General features: G+C 72.7%; 15 protein-coding genes. 9 read left to right on the forward strand and 6 right to left on the reverse strand.

Annotated features, from left to right (window positions below; all coding sequences use genetic code 11):
* The first annotated feature begins 265 nt into the window (after window positions 1-265).
* The 6 genes from S1361_RS09165 (at window position 266) to S1361_RS09190 (ending at window position 7575) form a co-directional block, all read left to right on the forward strand.
* Window positions 266-1030 (forward strand): IclR family transcriptional regulator, encoded by a 765-nt coding sequence (locus tag S1361_RS09165; protein ID WP_208031342.1) that lies wholly within the window; start codon window positions 266-268, stop codon window positions 1028-1030.
* Between the two features lie 338 nt (window positions 1031-1368).
* Window positions 1369-2163 carry an MIP/aquaporin family protein gene (locus tag S1361_RS09170; RefSeq protein ID WP_208031343.1) on the forward strand — a complete coding sequence of 265 codons (795 nt, stop codon included), beginning with the start codon at window positions 1369-1371 and terminating at the stop codon, window positions 2161-2163.
* A gap of 65 nt (window positions 2164-2228) precedes the next feature.
* Window positions 2229-3767, forward strand: a complete 1539-nt coding sequence (glpK, locus tag S1361_RS09175; RefSeq protein ID WP_208031344.1) for a glycerol kinase GlpK — start codon at window positions 2229-2231, stop codon at window positions 3765-3767.
* 47 nt (window positions 3768-3814) lie between these two features.
* On the forward strand, window positions 3815-5431 hold the full coding sequence (locus S1361_RS09180; RefSeq protein WP_208031345.1) for a glycerol-3-phosphate dehydrogenase/oxidase: 1617 nt from the start codon (window positions 3815-3817) through the stop codon (window positions 5429-5431).
* Between the two features lie 388 nt (window positions 5432-5819).
* Entirely contained in the window at window positions 5820-6491 is a 672-nt protein-coding gene (locus tag S1361_RS09185) for a FadR/GntR family transcriptional regulator (RefSeq protein ID WP_208031346.1), read from the forward strand.
* A 163-nt stretch (window positions 6492-6654) separates the two neighbouring features.
* A complete protein-coding gene (locus S1361_RS09190) occupies window positions 6655-7575 on the forward strand; it encodes a PAC2 family protein (protein WP_208031347.1) in 921 nt (306 codons plus the stop codon).
* A 171-nt stretch (window positions 7576-7746) separates the two neighbouring features.
* Here the strand turns inward: S1361_RS09190 and mshC are convergent, their stop codons facing one another.
* The 4 genes from mshC to S1361_RS09210 form a co-directional block, all read right to left on the reverse strand.
* Window positions 7747-8976 (reverse strand): cysteine--1-D-myo-inosityl 2-amino-2-deoxy-alpha-D-glucopyranoside ligase, encoded by a 1230-nt coding sequence (mshC, locus tag S1361_RS09195; protein WP_208031348.1) that lies wholly within the window; start codon window positions 8974-8976, stop codon window positions 7747-7749.
* Between the two features lie 93 nt (window positions 8977-9069).
* Window positions 9070-9894 carry an SCO1664 family protein gene (locus S1361_RS09200; protein ID WP_208031349.1) on the reverse strand — a complete coding sequence of 275 codons (825 nt, stop codon included), beginning with the start codon at window positions 9892-9894 and terminating at the stop codon, window positions 9070-9072.
* A complete protein-coding gene (locus S1361_RS09205; RefSeq protein ID WP_208031350.1) occupies window positions 9858-10448 on the reverse strand; it encodes a DUF3090 domain-containing protein in 591 nt (196 codons plus the stop codon). Before S1361_RS09205 ends, S1361_RS09200 begins: the two co-directional genes overlap by 37 nt.
* A gap of 100 nt (window positions 10449-10548) precedes the next feature.
* Window positions 10549-11235, reverse strand: coding sequence for a histidine phosphatase family protein (locus S1361_RS09210; protein WP_208031351.1), 687 nt, complete (start codon window positions 11233-11235; stop codon window positions 10549-10551).
* 62 nt (window positions 11236-11297) lie between these two features.
* Between S1361_RS09210 and corA the strand changes: the two genes are divergently transcribed.
* Window positions 11298-12293, forward strand: a complete 996-nt coding sequence (gene corA, locus S1361_RS09215; RefSeq protein ID WP_208036530.1) for a magnesium/cobalt transporter CorA — start codon at window positions 11298-11300, stop codon at window positions 12291-12293.
* Window positions 12294-12300: 7 nt separating this feature from the next.
* Here the strand turns inward: corA and S1361_RS09220 are convergent, their stop codons facing one another.
* Together S1361_RS09220 and S1361_RS09225 are read right to left on the reverse strand one after the other, a co-directional pair.
* Window positions 12301-13089: a ferritin-like domain-containing protein gene (locus S1361_RS09220; protein WP_208031352.1), complete on the reverse strand. Its 789-nt coding sequence runs from the start codon at window positions 13087-13089 to the stop codon at window positions 12301-12303.
* Between the two features lie 265 nt (window positions 13090-13354).
* A complete protein-coding gene (locus S1361_RS09225; protein ID WP_208031353.1) occupies window positions 13355-14410 on the reverse strand; it encodes an LLM class F420-dependent oxidoreductase in 1056 nt (351 codons plus the stop codon).
* 169 nt (window positions 14411-14579) lie between these two features.
* Here S1361_RS09225 and S1361_RS09230 point away from each other — a divergent pair, with 169 nt between their 5' ends.
* Window positions 14580-15563: an aldo/keto reductase gene (locus tag S1361_RS09230; RefSeq protein WP_208031354.1), complete on the forward strand. Its 984-nt coding sequence runs from the start codon at window positions 14580-14582 to the stop codon at window positions 15561-15563.
* Window positions 15560-17899 carry a helix-hairpin-helix domain-containing protein gene (locus tag S1361_RS09235; protein WP_208031355.1) on the forward strand — a complete coding sequence of 780 codons (2340 nt, stop codon included), beginning with the start codon at window positions 15560-15562 and terminating at the stop codon, window positions 17897-17899. Before S1361_RS09230 ends, S1361_RS09235 begins: the two co-directional genes overlap by 4 nt.
* Window positions 17900-17945: the final 46 nt, after the last annotated feature.

Raw genomic sequence — 17945 nt, forward strand, 5'->3', positions numbered from 1 at the left:
GATGCGACGGCTGTCGGCTATGCGGCTTTCCCGGCGGGCGGGGCCGGGCCGCACGGCGCCAGGGTAACCGGCCGTCGGCTTGGATGGGCACAGGCGTCCACGAGGCGGACGCGGGTGACCCCGATGCCACGCGAAGGTCACCTTGGATGTAACAGGTGTCGTCCGACCATTAGCGAGAGGTCGGCATCGACCGGTAGTGTTCGACATTGCCGAACGGTGGGTTTCCGCACCGTGGGCAGTCGAAGGGGACGGAGGCAGAACGGCGATGGCACGGAACATCCAGTCGCTCGAACGGGCGGCGGCGATGCTGCGGCTGCTCGCGGGTGGCGAGCGACGGCTCGGCCTCTCGGACATCGCCTCGTCGCTGGGCCTCGCCAAGGGAACCGCCCACGGCATCCTGCGCACCCTCCAGCAGGAGGGGTTCGTGGAGCAGGACGACGCCTCCGGCCGCTACCAGCTGGGCGCGGAGCTGCTGCGTCTCGGCACCACCTATCTCGACGTGCACGAACTGCGCGCGCGGGCGCTGGTGTGGGCCGACGACCTGGCCCGGTCCAGCGGGGAGAGCGTGCACCTGGGCGTCCTGCACCAGCAGGGCGTGCTCATCGTGCACCACGTCTTCCGGCCCGACGACAGCCGGCAGGTGCTGGAGATCGGGGCCATGCAGCCCCTGCACTCGACGGCCCTGGGCAAGGTGCTCTCGGCGTACGACCCGGTGGCGCACAGCGAGGCCCTGGAGGCCGAGCGCAAACCCTTCACGGACCGCACGGTGTGCGATGCCGAGGACTTCGAGCACCTCCTGGACATGACGCGCGCGCGTGGCTACGCGGCCGACGTGGAGGAGACCTGGGAGGGCGTGGCGTCGATCGCCGCGCCCATCCACGACCGGCGCCGCATGCCCGTGGGCGCGGTCGGCATCACCGGGGCCGTGGAGCGGCTGTGCCGGGACGGCGAGCTGCGCCCCGAGCTGATCGCGGCGGTGCGCGACTGCGCCCGCGCGGTCTCGCGGGACCTGGGCGCCGGGCGGTTCTGACCGGCGAAGACGTCAGGGAACGACCGGGACGCCAGGCGGCGTTCCGGTCATCGATCTACCCTGAAATGGACAAATGGGGCTAGATCGTGCGTCCGCACACGAAGCTCGATAACCCGCAGCGATCAATAACGATCCTGTTTTCGATAACAGAACTCTTGACGCACGCGTAACGCCGAAGCAAGACTCCCGTCCATCGGTCGGCATTGTCGAACACCTAACGGCAATACGCGCTAGAGTGTGACAACGCCAAGGGCCGGCATCGCTCTCACCCCCGAGGGCGCCTGAATCCCGGCGGGACCCGGGGTTCGGCCCCTGGACGAAGGACAAAGGAGTCGCGGGTGTCCAGCTCCGACATCTTCATCGGCGAGACCATCGGTACCGCCATACTCATCCTGCTCGGCGGCGGCGTCTGCGCCGCTGTGACCCTGAAGGCCTCCAAGGCCCGTGACGCCGGCTGGCTCGCCATCACCTTCGGGTGGGGCTTCGCCGTACTGACGGCCGTCTACACCTCGGCGCCGCTGTCCGGCGCCCACCTGAATCCGGCCGTGACGCTCGCACTCGCGATCAAGGACAAGGACTTCAGCAACGTGCCCACGTACGTGGGCGGCCAGCTCCTCGGCGCCATGATCGGCGCGACGCTGGTCTGGGTGGCCTACTACGGCCAGTTCCGCGCCCACCTCACCGACAAGGAGATCGTCGGCGGTCCGGGTGCGCAGGCCACGGCGACCAAGGCCGTCGAGGCCCAGGAGAAGGGCGCCGGCCCCGTCCTGGGTGTCTTCTCCACCGGTCCGGAGATCCGGAACGTGGTGCAGAACCTCGCCACGGAGATCATCGGCACCATCGTGCTGGTGCTCGCCGTCCTCACGCAGGGCCTGAACGACAAGGGCAACGGTCTCGGCACCCTGGGCGCCCTGATCACGGCCTTCGTGGTCGTCGGCATCGGCCTCTCGCTCGGCGGCCCGACCGGCTACGCGATCAACCCGGCCCGTGACCTCGGTCCGCGCATCGTGCACGCCCTGCTGCCCCTGCCCAACAAGGGCGGTTCGGACTGGAGCTACGCCTGGATCCCGGTGGTCGGTCCGCTGATCGGCGCCGCCATCGCGGCAGGCATATACAACGTCGCCTTCGCCTAGACATCACTTCGAAGCATGCGCCGTACGTACAGCCCCATCACCACGGATCTTCTCAGGAGCACACAGTGACCGACGCCCACACCGCAGGCCCCTTCATCGCGGCGATCGACCAGGGGACGACCTCCTCGCGCTGCATCATCTTCGACCGGGACGGCCGTATCGTCTCCGTCGACCAGAAGGAGCACGAGCAGATCTTCCCGAAGCCGGGTTGGGTCGAGCACAACGCCAACGAGATCTGGACCAACGTCCAGGAGGTCGTCGCCGGCGCCGTCGCCAAGGCCGGCATCACCCGCGACGACATCAAGGCCATCGGTATCACCAACCAGCGCGAGACCACCGTGCTGTGGGACAAGAACACCGGTGAGCCCGTCTACAACGCCATCGTCTGGCAGGACACCCGCACCGACGCGCTCTGCAGAGAGCTGGGCCGCAACGTCGGCCAGGACCGCTTCCGCCGCGAGACCGGCCTCCCGCTGGCCTCGTACTTCGCCGGGCCCAAGGCCCGCTGGCTGCTCGACAACGTCGACGGTCTGCAGGAGCGCGCCGAGGCCGGGGACATCCTCTTCGGCACCATGGACACCTGGGTCATCTGGAACCTGACCGGCGGTGTCAACGGCGGCCGCCACGTCACCGACGTCACCAACGCCTCCCGCACCCTTCTCATGAACCTGCACACCACGCAGTGGGACGAGAAGATCTGCGAGTCCATCGGCGTGCCGATGCAGATCCTGCCCGAGATCCGCTCCTCCGCCGAGGTCTACGGCGAGGTCACCGGCGGCAAGCTCGGCGACCTGCTCGGCGGCATCCCGGTCGCCTCCGCGCTCGGCGACCAGCAGGCGGCCCTGTTCGGCCAGACCTGTTTCTCCGAGGGCGAGACCAAGTCCACCTACGGCACCGGCACCTTCATGGTGATGAACACCGGTGACAAGATCATCAACTCCTACGCCGGTCTGCTGACCACGGTCGGTTACAAGATCGGCGATCAGCCGACGGTCTACGCCCTGGAGGGCTCGATCGCCGTCACCGGCTCGCTGGTGCAGTGGATGCGCGACCAGATGGGCCTGATCTCCACCGCCGCCGAGATCGAGACGCTCGCGCTCTCGGTGGAGGACAACGGCGGCGCCTACTTCGTACCGGCCTTCTCCGGCCTGTTCGCCCCGCACTGGCGTTCCGACGCCCGCGGTGTGATCGCCGGCCTGACCCGGTACGTCACCAAGGCGCACCTCGCCCGCGCGGTCCTGGAGGCCACCGCCTGGCAGACCCGGGAGATCGCCGACGCCATGGTCAAGGACTCCGGCGACGAGCTGGTGGCCCTGAAGGTCGACGGCGGCATGACCTCCAACAACCTGCTGATGCAGACCCTCGCCGACGTCCTGGACGCACCCGTGGTGCGCCCGATGGTCGCCGAGACCACCTGCCTCGGCGCCGCCTACGCCGCCGGCCTCGCCGTCGGCTTCTGGTCCAGCACCGACGAACTGCGCGCCAACTGGCGCCGCGCCGCCGAATGGACCCCCCAGATGGACGCGGAGACCCGCGACCGTGAGTACAAGAACTGGCTCAAGGCCGTCGAGCGGACCATGGGCTGGATCGAGGACGAGAGCTGAGCGGCTCCCCCGGCTCAGCCATCTCTGACGAGGAGTAAGTACCCGACATGAGCAGTCAGTCCACCCTGAGTTCCGTGCCTGCCCTGGGGACGCACCCGGCCTCCGGCTCCAACCCGAGCCGGGCCGAGACCAGGGAGCAGCTCTCCAAGGCGTCGTACGACCTTCTGGTGATCGGCGGCGGCATCCTGGGCATCTCCACCGCCTGGCACGCCGCGCAGTCCGGCCTCAGGGTGGCACTGGTCGACGCCGGCGACTTCGCCGGCGCCACCTCCTCCGCCTCCTCCAAGCTGCTCCACGGCGGTCTGCGCTACCTGCAGACCGGCGCGGTGAAGCTGGTGGCGGAGAACCACTTCGAGCGCCGTGCGGTCTCCCGCCAGGTGGCCCCCCACCTGGCGAACCCGCTCACCTTCTACCTCCCCGTGTACAAGGGCGGGCCGCACGGCGCGGCGAAGCTCGGCGCGGGCGTCTTCGCCTACTCCGCGCTCTCCGCGTTCGGTGACGGCGTGGGCCACCTGCTCTCGCCGGCCAAGGCGGCGCAGGACGTGCCCGAGCTGCGCACCGAGAACCTCAAGGCCGTGGCCGTGTACGGCGACGACCAGATGAACGACGCGCGCATGGCGCTGATGACGGTCCGCGCGGCCGTCGAGGCGGGCGCGGTCGTCCTGAACCACGCCGAGGTCACCGGCCTGCGCTTCACCAAGGGCCGGGTCACCGGCGCCGACCTCAGGGACCGGCTGTCCGGTGAGGAGTTCGGCGTCAACGCCCGCCTGGTGCTGAACGCGACCGGCCCCTGGGTCGACCACCTGCGCAGGATGGAGGACCCGAACGCGGCGCCGTCCATCCGCCTGTCGAAGGGCGCGCACCTGGTCCTGAAGCGCACCTCCCCCTGGAAGGCCGCGCTCGCGACCCCCATCGACAAGTACCGCATCACCTTCGCCCTCCCGTGGGAGGACATGCTGCTGCTCGGCACCACCGACGAGGAGTTCGAGGGTGACCCGGCGGACGTCTCGGTCACCGAGAAGGACATAGCCCAGATCCTGGACGAGGCCGCGTTCTCCGTCCGGGACCAGCAGCTCCAGCGCGACCTGATCACCTACGCGTTCGCCGGTCTGCGGGTGCTGCCGGGCGGCCCCGGCGACACCGCCAAGGCCAAGCGCGAGACCGTGGTGACCGAGGGCAAGGCCGGCATGCTGTCCGTCGCGGGCGGCAAGTGGACGACGTTCCGCCACATCGGCCGCACGATCATGCAGAAGCTGGAAGCGCTGCCGGGCCACCCGCTGGGCGAGGACTTCGAGCCGATCTCCTCGCTGCCGAAGAAGCTGCCGCTGCCCGGTGTCGCCAACCCGCGCGCGGTGGCCCACCGCCTCCTGGTCGACCACCCGGCACCGGGCCCGCGCATGGCGGCGGACACGGCGAAGCACCTGGCCACCCACTACGGCTCCCTCGCCTTCGACATCGCCCGTCTGGCGAACGACGACCCGCAGCTGGCCGAGCGCGTCCACCCCGACGCCCCGGAGATCTGGGCGCAGGTCGTCTGGGCCCGTGACCACGAGTGGGCCGAGACGCCGGACGACGTGCTGCGCCGCCGTACCACGCTGACCATCCGGGGCCTGGCCACGGACGAGGTCCGCGCAAAGGTCCAGGACCTGCTGGACAAGAAGTAGACCCGAGCGGCGGCCGGTCTCCCCTGACCAGGACCGTCCGCCGCCGGCACTCCGGACCCCGCCGCACCGGGTCCGGACCACCGAGGGGGGCGGCTCCACGCCGATGGAGCCGCCCCTTTCGCCTGCCCGGGAGAACCGCCGTGCCGTGCCGGCCGGCCGGCAGGGCGGAGGCCACCTCGCCGCGAAGGGCCGCCCGCACCGGCCCCGGCGCCCGGCCGGGCCCCGGCCCGTCCGTCCACGGGCCCGGGGCCGGCCCGCCGCACTGCGGGCGGTGCCCGCCACCGTCCCCGCCCGCCGGGAACCCCCGTTTTCTCGGGACGATCACGCCGGAGACGGCCCCGCATAATGTCGCTGAGACATCCGAGGTCTGGGCGACAGGAGGCCGGCCGTGGCAGTCACCGACGAGGCGATCGAGAAGATCAAGGGCATGATCGTCTCCGGTGCGCTGGGCCCCGGCGACCGGCTGCCGAAGGAGAGCGAACTGGCCGCCGAGCTGGGCCTGTCGCGCAACTCCCTGCGGGAGGCCGTGCGTGCGCTGTCGCTGATCCGGATCCTCGACGTACGGCAGGGCGACGGCACCTATGTCACCAGCCTCGACCCTCAGTTGCTGCTGGAGGCGATGAGCTTCGTCGTGGACTTCCACCGCGACGACACGGTGCTGGAGTTCCTGGCGGTGCGCCGGATCCTGGAGCCGGCCGCGACCGCGCTGGCCGCGTCGCGGATCGGGGAGGACCAACTGGACGTCCTGTCCGCCCAGTTGGACGCCCTGGGCACGCAACCGTCGGTGGAGCAACTGGTCGCGGCCGACCTGGAGTTCCACCGGAGCATCGTGCGCGGTGCCGGCAACTCGGTGCTGTGCTCGCTGCTGGACGGGCTGTCCGGGCCGGCCACCCGGGCCCGGATCTGGCGGGGGCTCACCCAGGAGGCCGCGGTCGGGCGCACGCTGCGCGAGCACCGGGCGATCCTGGGCGCGCTGCGCGACCGGGACGCGGAGGCGGCCCGCTCCTGGGCGACCGTGCACATCGCGAGCGTGGAGCAGTGGCTTCGCCGCTCCCTGTGAGGGCGCCGTGCCGGCGCCGGCCTCCCCGCTGACCGGGGGTGTTCCGGACCCGGGAACGGGGCAGTGATCCGTTCACTCCCCCGTGCAAGGGGGCTGCGGGCGCCCCCGCCGGACGCCGTAAGGTTGGTGGGTCAAGCGAGGGCACGTCGGAAGGAGGCACTGGGTGATCGAGCTGGAGGGGGTTCCCGAGCTGATCGACCCAGTCATGGTGGCCGCGTTCGAGGGCTGGAACGATGCCGGCGACGCCGCCTCCACGGCGGTCGCGCACCTGGAACGCGAGTGGAAGGGCGAGGTGTTCGCGGCGCTGGACGCCGAGGACTACTACGACTTCCAGGTGAACCGCCCCACGGTGTTCATGGACGGCGGTGTGCGCAAGATCACCTGGCCGACGACAAGGTTGTCGGTGGTCCGCGTCGGCGGCGAGAAGCCGCGCGACCTGGTGCTGGTCCGGGGCATCGAGCCGTCCATGCGCTGGCGTTCGTTCTGCAACGAACTGCTCGGCTTCGCGCACGAGCTGGGGGTGGAGCTGGTGGTCATCCTGGGCGCCCTGCTCGGTGACACCCCGCACACGCGGCCGGTCCCGGTCAGCGGGGTCACGTCCGACCCGGACCTGGCCCGCCGGATGGACCTGGAGGAGACCAAGTACGAGGGCCCGACGGGCATCGTCGGCGTCCTGCAGGAGGCGTGCACGCACGCGGGCGTCCCGGCGGTCTCGCTGTGGGCGGCCGTACCGCACTACGTCTCCCAGCCGCCCAACCCCAAGGCCACGCTGGCGCTGCTGAACCGGCTGGAGGACCTGCTCGACCTCCGCATCCCGCAGGGCGAGCTGCCCGAGGACGCGCGGGCCTGGCAGGTGGGCGTGGACCAGCTGGCCGCCGAGGACAGCGAGGTCGCCGAGTACGTGCAGACGCTGGAGGAGGCCCGGGACACCGCGGAGCTGCCGGAGGCGTCCGGTGAGGCGATCGCGCGGGAGTTCGAGCGGTACCTGCGGCGGCGGGACGTGGGCCCTCCGGGCGGCAAGCAGAGACCGCCCGCCTCCGGCGGCGGGGGCCGGGAGGACGACGAGGACGGCCCGGAGGACTGAGGTCCGTCGGCCGAGGTACGAGGAAGGGGCGCCTCCCGCGGGGGAAGCGCCCCTTCTTCGTGTTGCCGGCGCCTCAGGCGGTGCCGCTGGGACCGTCGGGCGTCTGCGGGTTCGTTGTTACTGGTCGCGCAGCTCCCCGCGCCCCTGACGGGGCGCTGTCCCTGGCGGTGCTCAGAGAGCCACCCCCAGCAGCGCGTCGACCGCTCGTGTGACCAGTCCCGGTGCGCCCGTGTCCGTGCCGCCCTCCTGTTCCTGGCGGGCCGCCCAGCGGTCCACCGCAGCGAGCGCGGCCGGCGCGTCCAGGTCGTTCGCCAGGGCCTCGCGGATCTCCTCCACCAGCGCGTCGGCGGACGGGCCGTCGGGACGGGAGACCGCCGCGCGCCAGCGGGAGAGGCGGGTGACGGCGTCCTGGAGGACCTGGTCGGTCCACTCCCAGTCGGCGCGGTAGTGGTGGGAGAGGAGGGCCAGGCGGATGGCGGCGGGGTCGACGCCGTCCCGGCGGAGCCGGGAGACGAAGACGAGATTGCCCTTGGACTTGGACATCTTCTCGCCGTTCAGGGCGACCATGCCGGCGTGGACGTAGGCCTTGGCCATCGGGAACTCGCCGGTGAGCACCTGGGCGTGCGAGGCGCCCATCTCGTGGTGCGGGAAGGCGAGGTCGGAGCCGCCGCCCTGGACGTCGAAGCCCATGCCGAGGTGGTCGAGGGCGATGGCCACGCACTCGATGTGCCAGCCGGGCCGGCCGCGGCCGAGGGAGCCGCCGTCCCAGCTCGGCTCGCCGGGCCGGGCCGCCATCCACAGCATCGGGTCGACGGGGTTCTTCTTGCCCGGGCGGTCCGGGTCGCCGCCGCGCTCGGCGGACAGCAGCCGCATGGCGGCGGCGTCGAGGTGGGAGACCTTGCCGAAGTGCGGATCGGCCTCGACGGAGAAGTAGATGTCGCCGTCCAGCTCGTAGGCCGCGCCGAGTTCGCGCAGCCGCTCCACGACCGGGACGATGCCGGGTATCGCCTCGACGGCGCCTATGTAGTGCTGGGGCGGGAGCATCCGCAGGGCGGTCATGTCCTCGCGGAAGAGGGCCGTCTCCTTCTCGGCGAGGGCGACCCAGTCGACGCCGTCCCGGTCCGCCCGCTGCAGCAGCGGATCGTCGACGTCGGTGACGTTCTGGACGTAGTGGACCTGCCGCTTGGTGTCGAGCCACACGCGCTGAACGAGGTCGAACGCGTTGTAGGTCGCCGCGTGACCCATGTGGGTCGCGTCGTACGGCGTGATGCCGCAGACGTAGATACGGGCGACGGGACCGGGGTCGAGGGTGACCAGGCCGCCGGTCGCGGTGTCGTGGATCCTCAGGTCGCGGCCCTGACCAGGCAGGGCGGGGACCTCGGAAGCGGGCCAGGCATGCATGTACATGAGCCTAACCGGCGCCGAGCTGCGGATACGAACGGGAGCGCGCCGGATGGCCAATTTCGCGGTCTTGTACCTCGGGGCCGGATGTGCTTACACGGGCGGCCAGGGGATGGCGGGCCACTCCCCGCCCGGCTCCGGGTGCAGGCCCGAGGTGAGCAGCGCGTCGACCCGCGCGCGCGTGGCGTCGATCTCCGCCGCCGTGATCAGCGCGGCCAGCCGCACCCCCAGCTCCGCGTCCAGGGCGTCGCGCAGCCCCTTCAGGACGCCGACGGCCTCCTGGGTCAGGGGCTCCCCGGCCCAGCCCCACAGCAGCGTGCGCAGCTTGTCGTCGACGTTGAAGGTGACGCCGTGATCGATGCCGTAGAGCCGGCCGTCGGCGGTGGGCAGCAGATGGCCGCCCTTGCGGTCGGCGTTGTTGATCACCGCGTCGAGCACGGCGAGCCGGCGCAGCCGCTCGTCGTCGGCGTGCACCAGCAGCGCGGTGCGGCCCTCGCCGACCTCGGCGAGGGCGACGGCCTTCCAGCCCGGCTCCGGCTCCTCGGCGTCCACCAGGGCGAGCAGCTCCGCCTCGGCGTGGACGTCGATCCACAGCTGGCACATGCCCTCGCCGTACGGCCCGTCGCGCAGCACGGTGGCGGGCACGAGCCCCCAGCCGGTGGCCTCGGAGACCTCGTAGGCGGCCACCTCGCGGCCGGCGAGGGTGCCGTCGGGGAAGTCCCACAGGGGACGCTCCCCGGCCACCGGCTTGTACACGCAGGCGGCTTCCCGGCCGTCCAGGGCTACCGTGCAGAACAGGGCGGCGTTGGACGCCTCGCGGATCCGGCCGCGCACGGTCAGCTCACCCCGCGCGAGCAGCTCGGCGGGGTTCGGGTCGGCCGTCACGCTCCGCGGCGGTATCCGTTCTGGCGCGGACATACATGTCCTTCCGGATCGAGCGGGAGGCTGCACAGCGGGCACGGTGGCCGCCCGGCGTTGACGATGTCGAGGGCGCGCTTGGCGAAGGCCCGGGCCTGCGCGCCGGTCAGCCGGACCCGCAGCATCGGGGGTCCGTTCTCCTCGTCCTGGAGCAGCCGCTCCTCGGCCTCCGCGAGGTCCTCATCGGTGTCGGCGTCCAGCTCGACCAGAGCCTGGGCCTCGACGATCATGCGCTGTTCCTCGCCGTCCCAGGCCAGGGCCATGGTGCCGACGCGGAACTCCTCCTCGATGGGGGTGTCGAGCGGGGCGGTGTCGGTGATCTCGGCGGGCGCCACGGCGGGGACGGGGGCGCTGCCGCCACTACGCCGGACGACCTCGTCCAGCAGTTCTTCCATGCGCTCGGCGAGCGCGGCGACCTGGGTCTTCTCCAGGACCACGCTGGTCACCCGGGAGCCTGCGATGGCCTGGAGGAAGAAGGTACGGCGCCCGGGCAGTCCGACCGTGCCGGCCACGAAGCGGTCCGGCTGGTCGTAGAGGAACACCTGACGGGACACGTCCTGTCTCCATTGGATTCGTGGTTTCGAGCGGTTCAGCGGTGCGTGCCGTGCGGATACGCCACGGGGGTGGATCGCTTCACCCTACTGCGGCGGACGATCACGGTGCGCCCGCACCGCCCCCGACGGGGGCGTCGCCGTCACCGGGTTCCTCGTGCGGGGCGAGCGAAGCGAAGTCACCGGTGTCGCCGAGCCGGACGAGGAAGGGCCGCAGGCGGGTGTAGCGGATGACGGTGACGGAGCAGGGTTCCACGGAGATCCGCTGGAACAGGTCGAGGTGGAGGCCGAGGGCGTCGGCGACCAGCGATTTGATGATGTCACCGTGGGAGCACATGAGGTAGACGGCGTCGGCGCCGTGCTCACGCTCCACGCGCGCGTTCCACTCGCGTACGGCCTCGGCGGCGCGGGTCTGCATGGCCCGCATGGACTCCCCGCCGGGGAAGGCGGCGGCGGACGGGTGGGCCTGGACGACCTCCATCAGCGGCTCGTCCTTCAGCTCGGCGAGCTTGCGGCCGGACCAGTCGCCGTAGTCGCACTCCCCGATCCGCTCCTCGGTGTGGCAGCGCAGGCCGGGGCGGGCCTCCAGCAGCGGCCGTACGGTCTCCTGGCAGCGCTGGAGCGGGCTGGTGACGACCTCGGCGATCGGCAGGCCGGCGAGCCGGGCGGGCAGCGCGGCGGCCTGCGCGGCACCGCGCTCGTCCAGCGCGACGCCGGGGGTCCGGCCGGCGAGCACGCCCGAGGTGTTCGCGGTGGAACGTCCGTGCCTTACGAGGATCAGCGTGGGCATGCGGACCAGGGTAGGCGCATCACCCGGTGCGCCGACGGTCGGGCGAAGGGAGAATGCGCACCGTGATCGTGGACTGCGCCATCTACCGGCACGGACACCGCACCGAGGGCCCGGAGGACCTCTCCGACGCGCTCGCCGAGGCGCGGGCCGCGGGCGGGTTCGTGTGGATCGGTCTGTACGAGCCGTCGGAGCGGGAGTTCGATCTCGTCACCGACGAGTTCGGGCTGCATCCGCTGGCGGTCGAGGACGCCCTCAAGGCCCATCAGCGGCCCAAGCTGGAGGTGTACGACGACTCGCTGTTCATGGTGGTCAAACCGGTCGTGTACGAGGCCGACAGCGACACGGTGTCGGCCGGCGATGTGATGGTCTTCGTCGGCGACTGTTTCGTGGTGACCGTCCGGCACGGCGAGGGCGCGCCGCTGGCGACGGTGCGGCGCCGGCTGGAGGAGGAGCCGGAGATGCTCGACAAGGGGCCCACCGCGGTGCTGTACGCGATCGCCGACGCGACCGTCGACCACTATCTGGAGGTGGCGACGGAGCTCCAGACCGACCTGGACGAGCTGGAGGCGCAGGTCTTCGAGCCGGACACCGGAGGTTCCCGCACCACCGCGTCCCGGATCTACACCTTCAAGCGGCAGGTCCTGGAGTTCCGCCGGGCCACCGGGCCGCTGGCGCTGCCGCTGGCTCGGCTGGCCGGCAACGGCCCCCTCGGCGGCGCGACGCCGTTCGTCCACGACAAGGCGCGGCCCTTCTTCCGGGACGTGGGCGACCACCTCACGCGCGTGAACGAGTCCGTGGAGGCCCTCGACCGGCTGGTGTCGGACATCCTCTCGGCCCACCTGGCGCAGATAAGCGTGCGGCAGAACGACGACATGCGGAAGATCTCCGCGTGGGCGGCGATGGCCGCGGTCCCCACGATGATCGCCGGGATCTACGGCATGAACTTCGACCACATGCCCGAGCTGCGCTGGCTGTGGTCGTACCCGGCGGTGATCCTGCTGATGGCCGTGCTGGAGGTACTGCTGTACCGGCTGTTCAAGCGGCGCGGCTGGCTGTGAGGCCGGTTCAGGCGAACTCGGGGGCGGGCGCCGCGGGGCCGCCGAGGGGGTCGCGGCGCTCGGGCGTGTTCAGGGTGACCATGCGGTGCCAGCCGGCGAGGCGTTCGTAGACGTACACGGCGTGGATGCCGGCCGCGAGCAGCGCCGACCTGGCCCTGGACCAGCCGAGGATGCGGCCCATGCGCGCCATGACGGCGAGGCTGACGTCCCGGTGGACGCGGATCTCGGTGAGCGCGCACGCGCGCAGGGTGCGCTGGATCAGCCGGCCGTGCCCGGCCGCGGCCAGGCGCAGGAGTTCCTCGTGGGTGTAGGCGAGGTGGTCGTCCTCGTCGTCCGCGATCACACGGACGGCCTTGCCGACCTCGGGGTGGCCGGCGAAGCACGTCCGGAGCACCGCCATCTGCTCGGCGGCGCGCTGTTCGGTGACCCGGCTGTGTGCGAGGTAGACGATGACGTCCCGCACGGTGAGCGGCTCGTCCCGGCGGAGCCTGTCGTGGGCCAGGCCGATGCCGCACCGCTCCAGGAGCATGGTGTAGTCGGTCTCGGGCGGGACGGGGACCGGGGTGAGGCCGCGCTTCCTCAGCAGGGCGTGGAAGATGCGGCCGTGCTTGTCCTCGTCGGCGCCGTGCCGGGCGATCTTCGGGGCCAGTGCGCGTTCGCTCTCCGGTACGAGTGCGGCGATCCGGCCGTTCTCCCAGCCGCCCTGGGCCTCTCCGCTGGCGGCGATGGAGCAGAAGAGCCGGAAGGACTCGTCGTGGTCGAGGATCTCCTGGAACAGACTCTTGGCCGAAAGCATGGCAGACACCTCCGCGGCTCCGGCGGACTCCCGCACCGAACGGATTCCGCGAAGAACGAGTCAAATGCGGACAGACCCGGGCCGCAACAGGGGTGCCGGCCGGCTCGTCCGAACGGCGGAGTCCCGGCCCCGGCGGAAGGCGGGGCGCGAGGGCCGGGAAAGAAGGGCCGCGCGGGTCGTAACCGCGCGGCGCCGGGCGCGTTGTTCCGGGTGACGGCCGTGGCGGGGAAGACCCCCGAGCCCCCACCACGGCCGCTGGAACCCCTTACGCCAGCCCGGCGCGCTCCAGTGCCTCGCTGCCGGCCCGCAGGGACGCGATCCGCTCCTCCAGCGTGAAGCCGGCCGGGGCCAGGCTGAGGGTGGTGACCCCGGCGGCGGCGTAGGCCTTCATCCGGTCGGCGATGCGCTCGACCGAACCCAGCAGCGTGGTCTTGTCGATGAGGTCGTGCGGGATCGCGGCCGCGGCGCCCTGCTTGTCCCCGGACAGGTACTTCTGCTGGATCTCGGCGGCCTCCTTCTCGTACCCCATGCGCTGCGCGAGCCTGTTGTAGAAGTTCTGCTTGGCGCTGCCCATGCCGCCCACGTAGAGCGCGGTGTACGGCCTGAAGGTGTCCGCGAGCCGGGGCACGTCCTTGTCGTCGCCGACCGCGAGCGGCAGGGTCGGGCACACGTCGAAGCCGTCGAGCGTCAGGCCCGCCTTCTCGCGGCCGGCGCGCAGGTGGGTGATCGTGGTCTCCTCCAGGTGCTCGGCGGAGGGGAAGATGAGCAGCGCGCCGTCGGCGATCTCGCCGGTCTGCTCCAGGTTCTTCGGGCCGATCGCGGCGATGTAGAGCGGGATGTGCTCGCGCTGCGGGTGCACGGTCAGCTTGATCGGCTTGCCGGGGCCGCCGGGCAGCGGCAGCGTCCAGTGCTCGCCCTCGTACGTCAGCCGCTCCCGGGTCATCGCCCTGCGGACGATCTCCACGTACTCGCGGGTGCGCGACAGCGGCTTGTCGAACTTGACGCCGTACCAGCCCTCGGAGACCTGCGGGCCCGAGACGCCGAGGCCGAGCCGGAACCGGCCGCCGGAGAGCGAGTCGAGCGTGGCCGCGGTCATCGCGGTCATCGCGGGCTGCCGGGCCGGGATCTGGAAGATGGCCGAGCCGACGTCGATGCGCTCGGTCTGCGCGGCGACCCAGCTGAGCACGGTGGCCGCGTCGGAGCCGTAGGCCTCGGCGGCCCAGCACACCGCGTAACCCAGCCGGTCGGCCTCCTGCGCCACGGCCAGGTTGTCGCCGTCCATTCCGGCACCCCAGTAGCCGAGGTTGATCCCGAGCTGCATGGCCGATTCCCCTTACCCATGAGTAACGTGCCTGTCGGGGTGACCTTAGCGCGAGGGCGGGTGCCGGGGGCAGGGTGTGGGGACCGCTGCTCATCGGGGCGTTCACGCGCCCGACACGGTTATCCACAGGCAACCCACCGCGCCCGTTCCGGCCAGTAATCTCGCCCGCATGGAGCAGAGGCATCTCGGCCGGACCGGCCTGCGCGTGTCCCGGATCGGGCTCGGCACCCTCACCTGGGGCCGGGACACCGACGAGCACGACGCCGCGGACATGCTGAAGGCGTTCTGGGAGGCCGGCGGCACCCTTGTCGACACCGCGGACGTGTACGGCAACGGGGAGGCGGAGTATCTGCTCGGACAGCTCATGGACGGCCTGGTGCCGCGCCGGGACCTGGTGATCTCCACCAAGGCGGGCAGCGTCCCCGATCCTGACCGCCGCTTCGACGGCTCCCGCGGCCATCTGCTCGCCGCGCTCGACGCCTCCCTGGCCCGCCTGGGCACGGACCACGTCGACCTGTGGCAGGTCCACGCCTACGACCCCGACACCCCGCTGGAGGAGACCCTCCACGCCCTCGACCTCGCGGTGAGCAGCGGTCGGGCGCGGTACGTCGGGGTCGCCAACTTCTGCGGCTGGCAGCTGGCCAAGGCGGCCACCTGGCAGCTCGCCGCGCCGGGCACCCGCACCCGGCTGGCCGGCACGCAGATGGAGTACTCGCTGCTGCAGCGGGGCGTGGAGCGCGAGGTGCTGCCGGCCGCGCTCGACCTCGGCGTGGGCCTGCTGCCCTCCTCCCCGCTGGGCCGGGGCGTGCTCACCGGCAAGTACCGGCACACCACTCCCCCCGACTCGCGCGGCGCCTCGGAGCATCTGGCGCCGTTCGTCGAGCCGTACCTGGACGACACGGCGACCCGGATCGTGGACGCGGTGACGACGGCCGCGGACGGGCTCGCGGTCACCCCCCTCCAGGTGGCCCTCGCCTGGGTGCGGGACCGGCCCGGGGTGGCCGCGCCGATCGTCGGCGCGCGCAACGCGCAGCAGCTCACGGCGGCGTTGTCAGTGGAGGCCCTTAGTCTTCCTGACGAGATCTGCCGGGCGCTGGACGATGTGTCGGCGCCCGTGCACCGCTACCCCGATCACGACTGGAGCACGCTGTGAGCACGGAGCCGGAGACCACGGAGAACGCCGGGCCGGGGACACCGGACACCCGTGAGACCCCGGACCGGAGCACCGGCGGGGACGTCACGACCGAGGGCCCGGAGACGGCCGACGGCACGGAAACCGCCGAGGGAACAGTGACCGCCGACAGCACGGAGACCACCGACGGCACAGTGACCGCCGACGACACGGAGACGGCCGACGGTGGCGAGCCCGTCGAAGGTGCCGGCGGTGGCGAGCCCGTCGAAGGTGCCGGCGGTGGCGAGCCCGCCGGAGGCGGGGACGGGGCCGCCGCCGAGGGCGGTGCCGGCGCCGGGCTGTCCGAGGCGGAGGCCGAGCTGGCCGCGCAGCGGATCGAGCGGGAGCGGATCGAGCGGCGCAAGGCCGAGAAGACCCCGGTCGAGAGCGGCGGCAAGCTCCGCGGCAAGGCGGCCGACCTGCTCGCGGCGGTCCGGGCCGTGGAGAGCGGCGAGAAGCCGACGGCCACGGTCTTCGCGGAGCCCGCGCCGGCACCGCGCCGCCCCGCTCCGGAACCGGTGCGCAGGCCCCAGCCCGTTGCCGCGCCGGTCGCCCCCGGCGGCCCCGCCCCGCAGACCGTCGACGCCGTGCGCCGGGTGCTGGCCGAGGGCGGCGCGCCCGACGCCCTGGCCCCCCAGGTCGCCGCGGCCCTCGGCGAGGGCGCCGACACCGCGCTCCGCGAGGACCCCTGGCAGCTGCTCCGGGTCGCCGGGGTGCGGCCGGAGCAGGCCGACGGCTTCGCGCGGGCGCTGCTCGGCGCGGACTGCGGCCCGGACGACGAGCGGCGGGGCCGCGCGGTGACCGTCTGGCTGCTGGAGCAGGCGGCCGTGGCCGGGCACACCGCCCTGGACCTGCCCACGCTCACCGCGGCGCTGGGCCGGCAGGGCGTGCCGGACCCGGACGCGGCGGTGCAGGCCACGCTCGCCGAGGGCGAGGCTCTGGTGTTCCAGGACGCCCTGGAGGAGCCCGGCGCCCCCGCGCCCCGGGACACCGGCACCGGCACCGGCACCGGCGGGGACACCGACGAGGAGCAGGAGCGGCCGGTCCGGGTCCTCGTCGGTCTGGAGCGGTACGCGCTGGCCGAGGAGAGCCTCGCCGACGGCCTGGCCCGGCTGGTCAACTCACCGTCCCAGGAGGCCGGGCAGGTCTGGGAGGCGGTCGTCGCCGGGCTGTCCGGCGGTGCGGCCGAGCTGGCCCGCGCGGTCGCCGGGCACGGCCTGGTGCTGCACACCGGCGGGGAGGCGGCCCGCGCCGAACCGGCCGCGCTGCTCGGCGCCGCCCGAGCCGCCGGCCTGCGCGCCTTCGCCGTGTGCCACACCCCGGACGGGCGTGGGCGGCTGGCCGCGCAGCCGGGCGGGGAGCCGGCGGAGCAGGGCGTGGGCACGGTGGCCGGGCTGCTGTCCGGCGCCGAGGGTCCGGGCCGGGACGCGGACGGCGCCCTGGAACTCGACCTGCTGATCGTGCTGGACGCGCCCCAGCTGGACGTGGAGGGCGCGGCGATGCTGGTGGAGTCGCTGCCGGACGGGGCCCGGCTGGTGCTGAGCGGCGACCCGGGGGTGCTGTGGTCGGCCGGTCCGGGCCGGGTCTTCGCCGACCTGCTCGCGGCCCGGGTCTGCCCGCAGACCGTCTCCCGCGTCCCGGACCCCGGCCCCCTCGGCGAGCTGGTCTCCGGCATCGGCATCGGCGAGCTGAACCAGGTCGCCGCCCCGGGCAAGGAGATCGTCATCGTGCCGGTGCGGGACGCCGGCGAGGCCGTGCACCGGACGGTGCAGCTGGTCGCGGACTCGGTGCCGCGGGCGATCGGCGTCCCGGCCGACCAGACCGTGGTGATCACCCCGGGCCACGGTGGCGCCGCGGGCACCCGCGCGCTCAACACCGCCCTGAAGGAGCGCCTCAACCCCGGCCCCGGCCGGTTCGGCGGCTTCGACCCCGGTGACCGGATCGTCTACTCCCCCGCGCCGGGACGCGCGGTGCCGGGCGTGGTGGTGGGGGCCGACGCCGAGGGGCTGCACCTGTCCTGCGCCGGCGCCGCCGTCGTCGTACCGCGGGAGCGGGTGGAGGGTGGTGTCCGGCACGGCTGGGCGCTGACCGCGCACCAGGCGGTGGGCGCCCGGTGGCCGGCGGCGGTCGTGGTGCTGCCCGGCGACGCCGCCCAGGCCCTCAGCCGCCCCTGGGTGTACACGGCGTTCGGCCGGGCGGAACGGCACCTGTCCGTGGTCCACGGCGTGGAACAGGCCCTCCCGAAGGCGGTCGCCGACATCCCGCCGAAGCCCCGTACGACCCGCCTGCAGACGCTGCTGCGCCCGCAGGAGGCGTGACGCTGCTTCCGGTTGTCTCCGCCGCCAGGGCGACCGGCCACGGCGG

This window comes from Streptomyces cyanogenus (genome assembly GCF_017526105.1).
Lineage (GTDB): Bacteria > Actinomycetota > Actinomycetes > Streptomycetales > Streptomycetaceae > Streptomyces > Streptomyces cyanogenus.

Bases quoted from the DNA above. Each gene is read 5' to 3' on its own strand.
- S1361_RS09165 (WP_208031342.1), top strand. From the start codon at position 266: ATGGCACGGAACATCCAGTCGCTCGAACGGGCGGCGGCGATGCTGCGG.
- S1361_RS09180 (WP_208031345.1), top strand. From the start codon at position 3,815: ATGAGCAGTCAGTCCACCCTGAGTTCCGTGCCTGCCCTGGGGACGCAC.
- mshC (WP_208031348.1), bottom strand. From the start codon at position 8,976: ATGCATGCCTGGCCCGCTTCCGAGGTCCCCGCCCTGCCTGGTCAGGGC.
- S1361_RS09200 (WP_208031349.1), bottom strand. From the start codon at position 9,894: ATGTCCGCGCCAGAACGGATACCGCCGCGGAGCGTGACGGCCGACCCG.
- S1361_RS09210 (WP_208031351.1), bottom strand. From the start codon at position 11,235: ATGCCCACGCTGATCCTCGTAAGGCACGGACGTTCCACCGCGAACACC.
- S1361_RS09220 (WP_208031352.1), bottom strand. From the start codon at position 13,089: ATGCTTTCGGCCAAGAGTCTGTTCCAGGAGATCCTCGACCACGACGAG.
- S1361_RS09225 (WP_208031353.1), bottom strand. From the start codon at position 14,410: ATGCAGCTCGGGATCAACCTCGGCTACTGGGGTGCCGGAATGGACGGC.
- S1361_RS09230 (WP_208031354.1), top strand. From the start codon at position 14,580: ATGGAGCAGAGGCATCTCGGCCGGACCGGCCTGCGCGTGTCCCGGATC.